This window comes from Nonomuraea maheshkhaliensis (genome assembly GCF_039529435.1).
Classification (GTDB): Bacteria; Actinomycetota; Actinomycetes; order Streptosporangiales; family Streptosporangiaceae; genus Nonomuraea; species Nonomuraea maheshkhaliensis.
Map to the genome: position 1 here is coordinate 1 of NZ_BAAAMU010000214.1, position 10295 is coordinate 10295.

Sequence of the window (10295 nt, forward strand, 5' to 3'; positions counted from 1 at the left end):
GGCGGCGCAGCGGGCTGCGCAACATCGAGGAACGGGCCGCACGGCTGGGCGGCGCCGCTCTGCTGGAGTCCCCCGGCGCGGGCGGTACGCGCCTGAGGTGGACGATCCCCTTGTGAGACCGCTGGAGATCACAGGACCAAAGTCCCCTCAGCGAGGGAGGGACGTCCCTGGCCGGGCCGCTCGCGCCCGCGGGAGCCTGAAGGCGAAGCTGAACGGGCGGAGGCGGCGATGGACATGGACGAGCTCGGCGTGGTGGTGGGCTACGACGGTTCCGCACCGGCGGATGAAGCCCTGCGCTGGGGCGCCGAGGAGGCCGCCGGCAGAGGAGTCCCGCTGACGGTGTGCCACGCCTGGGAGTGGCCGTACCACGAGTGGCCGGGCGAGCTGGTGCCGCTCGAACTCGTCCGCTGCCCCGCCCAGCGGCTGGTCAAGGCCGCGGCCGCCTGGGCCGGACGGCACCACCCCCACGTGCCGGTCAACACCCTGACCAGCCGCGGTACCCCGTCCGCACTCCTGACCGACCTGTCCGCCGACGCCGAGCTGATCGTGCTGGGCAGCCGCGGATACGGCGTCCTCCAGGGCCTGGCGGCCGGATCGGTGAGCGGCCACGTCGCCTCCCGGGCCCGCTGCCCGGTGATCGTCATGCGCGGCGACCCGCGGGAACGTGACGCGCACGAGGTCCTGGTGGGCTTCGACGGCTCCCCGGTGTCCAGGGCCGCACTGGACTTCGCCGCCACGGAGGCGTACCGGCTCGGCAGCCCGCTCCACGCCGTGATCGCTGATCGCGACCGGGGCGGGGAGGCGGACACGCCGGAACTGCGCATCCACGCCCAGGGCCTCGCCTGGGACGACCTGATCGTCCGGCAGCGCGCCCATCCGGGTCTCGAGGTGAGCGTCGAGCTCGTGGACGAGCCCGCGCGCCGGGCCCTGCTGGAGGCGGCCCGCAAGGCATGTCTGCTGGTGGTCGGGGCGCGCGGTCTGGGCGAGGTACGGGGCCTGCTCCTCGGCTCCGTCAGCCAGGCCATGCTGCACCACGCCCCCTGCCCCGTCGCCGTGGTGCACTGACCGAAGGCGCGCCCCGGACCTTTCGGCCGATACGCCCAGGGCTTATGCCTCTGGGCGGGCTCCGAGGAGAGCGGCAGTGTCGCGGTAGAACCATGAGCCTTCCCCCTGGGGGTGTCCAGATGGACGAAGCCCGCGTTTCCCCCACTCGGCCGCCGGCGTCAGATCCGCCCTGCACGGGCCCTGGCCCGAGAACACGGGCGGCCTGGTGGCTGAGCGGCCTCGTCGTGCTCCTCACCGTCGTGGCCGCTTCGGCCGGTCTGGTCACCGATGGGCTGTATCCCGGCCCCACGGTGCTCGTGGCCAGATTCCGCGGCAACGACCTGGCGACGCTGGTCGCGGGTGTGCCCCTCCTGACGGTCTCGCTCATCGCAGCGGTGCGCGGCTCCGTCCGTGGCGGCCTGGTCTGGCCGGGCATGCTCGCGTACTCGATCTACAACTACGCCTACTACGTCTACGACCCCGCATTCAACGACCTGTTCCCGCTGCATGTCGCCATCGTCGTCGTCTCGGCCACGTCGCTCGGGCTGGCGCTCACGGACCTGGACGTGGCCGTCCGGGCGCGATGGGCGATGCGCTGGGCCGGCGGCCTGCTGCTCCTGCTGGCCGCCGCGACGACCGGCATGTACGGCGTGTCGCTCGTCCGCCTGGCCGCCGGCGGCGAGCCGCCGTCGGACGTGCTGCCGCTGCCCCAGGCGCAGGTCCACCTGGGCATGGCCCTCGACCTGACCATGATCGTGCCCACCCTGGTGCTGGCCGGCGTGCTGCTGTGGCGGCGCTCCGCCTGGGGGCACGCGCTGGGCGTCGCGACGTGCGTCTACGTGGGGGCCTACCAGCTCAACTACCTGGCGGCGCGGTACTTCGTCGCGCGGGCGGGTGTCCGGGATGTGGCGTACGCCGAACCGCTCGACCTGCTGATCCCGGCTCTGCTGCTGACTGCGGTGCTCGCCCTCGTCGTCGATCACCGCGAAGGGTGACGGCGCAGGGTACGCGCATGGCCGTCTCCTCGGCCTCGCCCAGTATCGCCCGCCAGCCCAGAGGCCGCTTCCCACTTGGGAAGCGGCCTTTTGATCACCTGAGTGTCCAAGTGCGTGACCAAGACTCCTTGAAGATGTCGTCCATGGCGATGGCTCCGTGCCGGAGGACGACGGGACGGATCTGCTCGCGGTGAACGATCTCCGTGACGGCCGTGCTCTTGTGGCCGGCCAGCCGGGAGATCTCCTCCAGGGGCAGGCCCTGGCCGGACACGCCCAGCAGCCGGCCGATGCCGGCGCATCCCATGTCTTCGCCGTGGGAGACCTCCGCTCGGGCTCGACCAAGCGCGTGGCCACGGCGGTCGGTGAAGGAGCGGGCGCCGTGTCCTCCGTCCGCACGGTCCTCGGCGGCTGAAGCGGTCTCACCAGCGCCCGGCTGGGACTTCAGGCGTCACTCCAGCGGGGGAAGGTGGCCGCCTGCCCCACGAGCACGCCGTCTTGCACCAGGTTCCACATCGTGACGTCCTCGATCCAGAACCGGCGGCCGGACTTGGCGATGCGCTGTCCGCGGTAGCCGGTCGCGTAACCCTTTTCATGTACGGCGTCCAGGAGCCGCTGCCGGTCCTCGCGCCGGTCGGGCTCCGCCGAGAGCCGGGAGGGAAGGCCGACGAACTCGGCCCAGTCGTACTCGAAGCAGCGCTGGGCGGTGAGGTTGGCGTAGGTGAAGCGGGGGTCGTCCGCCCCGTCGTGGGCCAGGACGCCGAAGGGCGCGTCCTCGTACAGCCAGCGGGCGGTGGCGTCGGGGCCTGCCAGCGGGGTGCCGACGAAGCGCAGATGGCAGTCCGCGAGCAGGGTGAAAAAGTGGTGATTCACCGCAAAACCTTACTAATTCCCCGATGTCGCCGGTGCGCGAGGCCCGGCCCCCGGGTCGACGGAGAGGTACAAGTGGAGGTCAGGCATCTCTAGTGGTTTGGTCAAACTCATACGTTTTGTCCATTTATGTGCATCATGTGTCTGCTTGGGCCACCTACCCTAAATGTTCGCTGCGGCTGCCGTGGAAGGGGACGGCCGCAATGAAGAGGAGACGAAGTGTCACCACTTCCAGGTCCACACTCCATCCGGGCGCGTTACACCGCGGCCGCGGCCGGATTCTCGCTGCTCATCCTCGGAGTGCTCGGAGTGACGGTGGACCTCGCCACCCGCTACCGGATCCAGGAGGACATCTTCGGCCAGGCCGAACGGGTGGCGAGTCAGTGGAGCGCGGCGGCGCGCGGCGGAGTGGTGCCACGAAGGATCCCCGCCTACCCTCCCGCCGACCTCGTCCAGATCGTGAACTCCCGCCAGCGTGTACTGAACGCCAGCGGGAGGGCCTCCGCGACCGTTCCGCTCAGCCGGCTCCGGCCTCCGCCCAACAACCGGTTCCAGCGGCGCATCGAATGTGGGGGAGCGGGGTCGTGCGTGTTGCTGAAGGCCATCCGGCTGACCCCGGACACCGACTCGGGTGTCGTCTACGCCGGCATCCGGGAGCCTGACCTGCTGGCCACCCACCGCCTCGACTACCTCGTCGTCGCGGGCATCGGCCTGATCACCGCCGTCGTGGCCTGGATGGCCTGGATGCTGGTGGGGCGTACGCTGCGGCCCGTCGAGGGCATCAGGGCCCGGATCTCCGAGATCACGGTGAGCGACCTGAGCCTGCGCGTCCCCGTGCCGCCCGGCCGTGACGAGCTCACCCAGCTGGCCACCACGGTCAACCACACGCTCGGCCAGCTGGAGAGCGCGGTGGAGGAGCAGCGCCGGTTCGCCTCCACGACCTCCCACGAGCTGCGCACCCCCATCACCGGGCTGCGCATGCAACTGGAGGAGTCGCTGCACTATCCCGACGACGTGGACCCCCAGGAGACCATTCGGGCGGCGCTGGCGACCACCGGCCGGCTGGAGGCGATCGTCGACGACCTCCTGCAGCTGGCCCGCCTCCGGGCCGCCGATCCGGTGCCCCCGGAGGAGATCGACCTCGGCGAACTGGTCGCCGCCGAGGTGAAGGCGCAGCCCTGCCGCGTGCCGGCGCGGGTGCGCGCACCGGCCGGGCTGCGCATCAGTGGCTCCCGGATGCAGCTGATCCGCGTGATGGCCAACCTGCTCACCAATGCCCAGCGGCACGCGGAGAGCTCCGTCGAGATCACCGTCGCACCGGTCGACGACGGGGTCGCGGTCACGGTGGCCGACGACGGGCTCGGCATTCCGCCCGCGCACCGCGAGCGGGTCTTCGAACGCTTCGTCCGCCTCGACGACGGCCGCCGCCGCGATCCCGGCGGCACCGGGCTCGGCCTGGCCATCTCCCGTGACATCGCCCGCGCCCATCACGGCACCCTGCGGGTCGCGGACTCACAGCGTGGGGCCACGTTCGTGTTGTGGCTGCCGCTCATGGACTCGCTCCGCTGAGACGGTGGTCGCGTAAGGCCACCGCCCTCCCGGTGACGGTGACCAGGCCGGCCGGGTCGCGTCCGGCGGCGGGCCGGAGCCGGCTTGGAGTGCCACAAGAAAGCGAAAAATCATGACATATCGCCTCGAAGCCGGGCGGCCATCCATGCGACCGTGCAGGTGTGGAGGTGGTGGTGATGACCACGATGCCGCAAGCGTTCGCACAGGCCGCGAGGAGACACGGCGTGCCGGAGAGCGTCCTGCTCGCCGTCTCCTACATGGAATCCCGCTGGGACTGCAACGGTGGCAAGCCCAGCACGGCCGCCGGGTTCGGCCCCATGCACCTCACCGACGGTGACGCGCCCGGCACCTCGCGGCGCCACCCCATCGACCCCTCCCGGCAGGCGGCGGGGCGGGACGGCGGGTCCCTGCACACCCTGGAGCGGGCCGCCGAGCTGACCGGGCAGAGCGTCGAGCGCCTGCGCAAGGACCCGGCCGCGAACATCGACGGCGGCGCGGCGCTGCTCGCCGAGTATCAGCGCGCCCTGGGCGCCCCGCCGAGCGCCGACCCCGCCGAGTGGTACGGCGCGGTGGCGCGCTACTCGGGCGCCACCGACGAGGAGACGGCGGCGGGCTTCGCCGACGAGGTGTACGAGGTCATCCACGAGGGCGCCACCCGGCTGATCGACATCGGCACGGAGATGACGCTGCCGTCCTCCCCGGAGGTGCGCCCGTCCCGCTTCTGGCTGACCAGGCTGAACCTGCCGCACCTGGCCCGCAGCGACGAGGTGGAGTGCCCCGCCGGTCTCTCCTGCGAGTGGATCCCGGCGCCCTACACCGAACTGCCGAACGGCAAGTACGGCAACCACGACAAGGCCGACCGCCCCATCAGCCAGACGATCCACTACATCGTCATCCACGACACCGAGGAGCTGTACGACAAGACGCTCGACATCATCAGAAACCCGGAGGGAGCCAGCTGGCACTACACGCTGCGCTCGCACGACGGGCACCTCGCCCAGCACATACGCACCAAGGACGTGGCCTGGCACGCCAGGAACTGGTACATCAACCCCAAGGCGATCGGCCTGGAGCACGAGGGCTTCCTCGCCGCCGGCGGCACCTGGTACACCGAGGCGATGTACCGCACGTCCGCCAAGCTCGTGCGTTACCTGGCCGACAGGTTCGGGGTCCCGCTGGATCGCGCCCACATCCTCGGCCATGACAACGTGCCCGGCCTGACGCCGGACAAGGTCCGGAGCATGCACGAGGACCCGGGCCCGTACTGGGACTGGGCCCACTTCTTCGACCTGCTGGGAGCTCCGCTGCGCCCTGACGGCGATGCCGGGACGGCCACGGTCATGATCCTGCCGGACTACGACCGCAACCGCCCGCACTACATCGGCTGCGACAAGGCCCACCCCGACGCCACCTGCCCGGCGCACGGATCGGCCTCGATCTGGCTGCACACCGAGCCGCGCGAGGAATCGCCCCTCGTCAAGGACATCGGCAAGCACCCGACGGGAGACTCCACGTTCAGCGTGTACGACCACGCCGCCCGCGCCGTCACCGGGCAGCGCTACGTCGTCGCCGAGCGGCGAGGCGACTGGACCGCCATCTGGTATCTGGGGCAGAAGGCGTGGTTCCACAACCCGGATTCCGCTCCCGTCGCCGTGCCCAGCCGGGCCCGGATGGTGAGGCCCCGGCCTGGGCTGGACTCCGTTCCCCTGTACGGCCGCGCGTACCCGGAGGCGTCGGCCTTCCCCGCGGGCGTGGAGGTGCAGCCGCTGATCCCGCTGCAGTACACGTTCCCGGCCGGGCAGTCGTACGCGATCGGCCTGACCACGACCGGCGAGTACTACAAGGCGAACACCTTCGACACCACGCGGCATGTGGTGGTCCGGGGCGCCGACGTGTACCACCAGATCCAGTTCGGCCACCGCGTCATGTTCGTCAGGAACGAGGACGTCGTGGTGACCGAGGCGTGAGGGCCGGCGGTCACCGGCGGGCGAGGCCCTCGCGGGTGCGGCGAAGGAGTTCGAGAACGCGGTGTTCGAGCTCGTGGCCGGTGCCGAGCAGCCGGTTGCAGTGCAGGTGGACATGGCTGCGGCACACCTCGGGAGCAGGGGGGTCGGACGGCAGGGCCAGGCGGCGGGCGGTGAGCAGGGACGCCAGAGCCCGGTCGTGCGGTGCGGTGCCGGGCTCGGTCAGCAGGCGGCGCAGCTCCCGGGAGCGCCCGCGGTACTCCAGGCCGCCCTCCGGCGACCGCGTGACGCTGTCACGGTAGAAGCTCCCGCGTCGCTCGGCGTCGAGTCCCAGGCCGTCGAGCAGGTCGTCGACGCTGAGCGCGGCCACGGTGACCGGGTCGTAGGGGAAGCCCCGGCTTCTGGACAGGGCGAGCAGGCCGGCGACGGCCCGGCTGTCGGCGATGAACACCTCCTCGGCGGCCGGCATGTGGTCCACGCCGCCGTACCGCTCGATCTCGCGCTCGTAGGTGTCGAAGGCGAAGGTCCCGCACGTGCCCGCGGAGACCAGGTCTGCCGCCCAGTCGCAGACGTGGCGCATGAGCGGGCCCAGCAGCGTGGCGGGTTCGCCGTGAAAGCGGATGCGCAGGTGCGGGCCGGGGTCGCGGTAGCGCAGGAAGAACCAGCCGTCGGCCAGCCCTGCCCCGGTGGCGAACTGGGCGAAGGGGCCGAGCGCGTCGACGATCAGCTCGTCCTCGAAGCGGCGGGGGCCGTACAGCTTGAGGTAGAGCCAGTCGCTGCCGGGCGGCCGCACCCGCGTTTGTGCGGGCACGACGCCGTGGCGCGGGCGGCGCGCCGGAACGGGTTGCCGCTCCCGGAGCGCGAGCGGCACCACCACCTCGCTGAGGTGGGCGCCCCCGGGGCCCGGCAGCCAGGCGTGATCGGGATGGGGCAGGGCCTCCTGGAGCAGAACGGGGCGTCCCGCCGGCTCCGCGCCCAGCAGTTCGGCCTGCTCGGCGTCGTCCAGGTCGAGCAGCAGCCGGTTGTCGCCGCCGGCCAGGTAGACGTGGCGGGGCACGCCGTGCGCCCGGCGCCAGGCGGCCAGGCTGTCCGGGTCGCGCAGGGTCGCGGGATCGACCCGCCAGCGGGCCAGGGACAGGACGATGCCGTCCCGCTGGACGCGGGGCAGGAACGGAAGGCCGGCGGCCGGTCCCCAGTCGAACGAGGTGAACGCGCACCGGCCGTCGCGGGCAACGTCCAGCAGGAACCGGGCCGCTGGGGGCGCGTGCGCCGGGTTGAGCATGTGGCACTGGGTCGCGACGACCTCCACGTCGCGTGCGGGCCACCGGACGGTGAAGCGGCCGTCGCGCAGGCCCACGACCAGCTCGCCGGCCGGAACGAGCCACTCCCGCGCGATGCCGGTGGCGGGGCAGAAACGGATCTCGTGGCGGTGAGCGCACCGGCGGACGGCGACGTTGCCGGAACGGGCGCGCTCGGGTGTGTGGACCACCTCGGCGAGGAGGCGGCCGGGCGCGTGCCGGGACTCGGCCTCCGCCGCCTGCGCCATCGCGGTCTTCGCCGGGGCCCCGAGCAGGTCGGCGAAGCGTCCGAGGGTGCGCCCGGCCGCGTTCGCGCCGAGGTTCGGCCCCACGACGAGCAGGAAGTCGCCCCTGTCGACGGCCTCGGCGCCCGCCGCCGCGACCAGGACCGCGAGGTCGAGAGTCGGCGGGGCGGACGCGGCCGCGGGCGTCCACGTCTGGAGGCGTTCCAGCAGGTCGTCGTCGAGTTCGACGACGGACACCCGGTCCCGGCAGGCGTTCGCGGCCAGGTCGAGCAGCAGCCGGTCCCGGGACGCGTTCGCGGCCGGGCCGGACGGCGGCCGGTGCCGGGCGGCCGGCGCGGGAGCCCCGCCGTCCGCGGGGTTCCCCAGCCCGAAGTCCGGATCCACCAGCTCCAGCAGCGGGACCTCCCGGCCCGCGCCGTAACGGGCTTCGAACGCGCGGCGGTAGGCGTCGAGGTGCGGCGGCCCCGCCGGGTACGGGCTCAGCCGGAGCAGCAACTTGGCCGCCACCGCCCCCTTGGCCCCGATGCGCCGGCTCAGCCCGGTGCCGGACAGCGGCAGCGCGAGGTCCGTCTGGAGGAGGTTGCGCGGGTCGGTGGCGGGCGCGATCGTGCCGACCAGGTCGAGCAGGCCCGGCCACGTACGGGCGCGGTCGTCGAGCGGGCCGGCGTCCCACTCCCTCATGGCCTCGCGCAGGCCCGCGAGTGCCGCCGCGACGGGGTGGCCGGAGAGCCGGTCCCGCAGGTGGCCGAGGGGGTCGCCGGTGAGCGGCGGCCGCAGGTCGTGGTGCAGGAACCTCTGCCGGATCAGCTCCTTGACCAGCGCCTCCGCCTTCTCCGGCGTGGCGCCGGGCAGCGTGCCGAGCGCTTCGGCTATCTCCGCACGCGAGACGGGAGCACGGGCCAGGGCCAGCGTCCGCCGTACCGCCGTGGTGGCGCGCACGGAGGCCGGACGGCCGGTGCCGCCCGCCGGGAACGCCCGCCCGGCCCGGATCAGCACGGACGGGTCGGCCACCAGCCGCAGCCCGGCCCGGATCTCCGGATCGGCTTCGAGCCGCGCGACCAGGTCCGTCAGCCAGCCCATGTCAGGCCGGGTACGGGTGCGCGGCGCCTCCTTGGCCAGGGCGAGATCAGTGCAGCGGCCCCAATCCGCCAGGGCGACCCCGGCGAACAGCCCGAACGGGGTCGGCCGCGTGCTCATGCGGATGAGGTAACGCAGCAGTTTGCGGCCGATCTTCCGGGCCTTGGGATGATCGGGCGACGTTCGCGCCAGAGCGGCGGCCAGATCGGTGCTCGCCACCTGGACGGCCGCCGCCACCGCCGGGGCGCCAGGCATGAGGCAGGCCGGATCCCCCGGCAGGCCCGCTGTCGCCGCGGCGCCGACGGGCAGCAGCGGGGCGCGCACCAGCGCCCAGTCCAGCGGCGCGTACAGGCTCTTCATGACAGGAGGAAGAGCCGATCCCAGGCCGGTTCCACGTCGGTCGCGGCGGCCAGCAGCACCAGAGCGACCCCCGCCGCGCCGTCGAGGAGCCCGGCCCGGTCCACGGGGTGGTCCTGCGGCTCCAGCGAGGCGTACGCGGGCGGCCGCTCCGGCTGGTAGGCGGCCAGCAGCTCGTCGCAGAGGTCGGCCGCCGCGTCGCGGAACAGGCCGGTGTCATGGGTGAAGCGGAGCACGACCTGCAGCAGGCCGCTGACGCCGTGGCAGAACGTGGGGGAGGGGATCGCGCGCAGCCGCGCCGGGCGGCGCAGCACGGCGTCCATGGCCTCCAGCGCCGGCTCGGCGAACCCGTAGTCGTCCAGCGCCTGCGCCGCCAGCCACAGGGCGCGCGCGACCCCGGGCGTCCCGTAGCACCATGCGGTGCGGGTGGACGCGGACCGGCCGGGCCTTCCCTCGCCCGTCAGCGGCACGATCGCGGGCCAGCCGGGCCCCCACTCGTCCCGCACCCGCCGGCCGAGCAGCCAGCGGGCGACGCGTTCGACGGCCTCCGCCTGCCCCGGCACCTCGATGCCCGCGCGCAGGGCGAGCGACAGCAGGGCGAGCGGTCCTGGGATGCCGTGCGCGAGACCGCAGTCGAGAGCGCCGTGCGGATGCAGCCGCGCCATCGCCTCGTCGCCCAGCAGGCGGGCGGGGGTCGTCCAGGCGGGCGGCTCCTGCTGCCTGGCGAGCGTCACGAGCCCGCGCAGGATCTCCGGCAGGACCTCGTGCGGGTCGTGCGTGAGCAGGTAGGCGCCGGTCCCGCCGGCTCCGGAGATCAGGTCGAACGCGGTGACGGGGACCGGCTCGCGCGCCCCGGTGAGCCGCGCGCCGGCCGCCGCC

The 10295-nt window shown here is 73.1% G+C and carries 8 protein-coding genes; 4 read left to right on the forward strand and 4 right to left on the reverse strand.

Features of this window, described 5'->3' with window-relative positions; all coding sequences use genetic code 11:
- The first annotated feature begins 228 nt into the window (after nt 1–228).
- On the forward strand, nt 229–1065 hold the full coding sequence (locus ABFX54_RS54555; protein ID WP_346115235.1) for a universal stress protein: 837 nt from the start codon (nt 229–231) through the stop codon (nt 1063–1065).
- Between the two features lie 224 nt (nt 1066–1289).
- A complete protein-coding gene (locus ABFX54_RS54560) occupies nt 1290–2039 on the forward strand; it encodes a hypothetical protein (protein ID WP_346115236.1) in 750 nt (249 codons plus the stop codon).
- A gap of 94 nt (nt 2040–2133) precedes the next feature.
- On the opposite strand, the gene ABFX54_RS54565 is transcribed toward ABFX54_RS54560, so the two are convergent.
- Together ABFX54_RS54565 and ABFX54_RS54570 are read right to left on the reverse strand one after the other, a co-directional pair.
- Nucleotides 2134–2343, reverse strand: coding sequence for a hypothetical protein (locus tag ABFX54_RS54565; RefSeq protein ID WP_346115237.1), 210 nt, complete (start codon nt 2341–2343; stop codon nt 2134–2136).
- A gap of 137 nt (nt 2344–2480) precedes the next feature.
- Nucleotides 2481–2909 (reverse strand): MEKHLA domain-containing protein, encoded by a 429-nt coding sequence (locus ABFX54_RS54570; RefSeq protein WP_346115238.1) that lies wholly within the window; start codon nt 2907–2909, stop codon nt 2481–2483.
- Nucleotides 2910–3125: 216 nt separating this feature from the next.
- On the opposite strand from ABFX54_RS54570, the gene ABFX54_RS54575 reads away from it, so the two are divergent.
- Together ABFX54_RS54575 and ABFX54_RS54580 are read left to right on the forward strand one after the other, a co-directional pair.
- Nucleotides 3126–4475: a sensor histidine kinase gene (locus ABFX54_RS54575; protein WP_346115239.1), complete on the forward strand. Its 1350-nt coding sequence runs from the start codon at nt 3126–3128 to the stop codon at nt 4473–4475.
- 224 nt (nt 4476–4699) lie between these two features.
- On the forward strand, nt 4700–6442 hold the full coding sequence (locus tag ABFX54_RS54580) for an N-acetylmuramoyl-L-alanine amidase (RefSeq protein WP_346115240.1): 1743 nt from the start codon (nt 4700–4702) through the stop codon (nt 6440–6442).
- Between the two features lie 10 nt (nt 6443–6452).
- Here ABFX54_RS54580 and ABFX54_RS54585 read toward each other — a convergent pair whose 3' ends face one another.
- Together ABFX54_RS54585 and ABFX54_RS54590 are read right to left on the reverse strand one after the other, a co-directional pair.
- Nucleotides 6453–9419, reverse strand: a complete 2967-nt coding sequence (locus tag ABFX54_RS54585) for a lantibiotic dehydratase (RefSeq protein WP_346115241.1) — start codon at nt 9417–9419, stop codon at nt 6453–6455.
- The coding region (locus ABFX54_RS54590; RefSeq protein ID WP_346115242.1) for a lanthionine synthetase C family protein at nt 9416–10295 on the reverse strand (880 nt) is incomplete at its 5' end. The genes ABFX54_RS54590 and ABFX54_RS54585, both read right to left, overlap by 4 nt.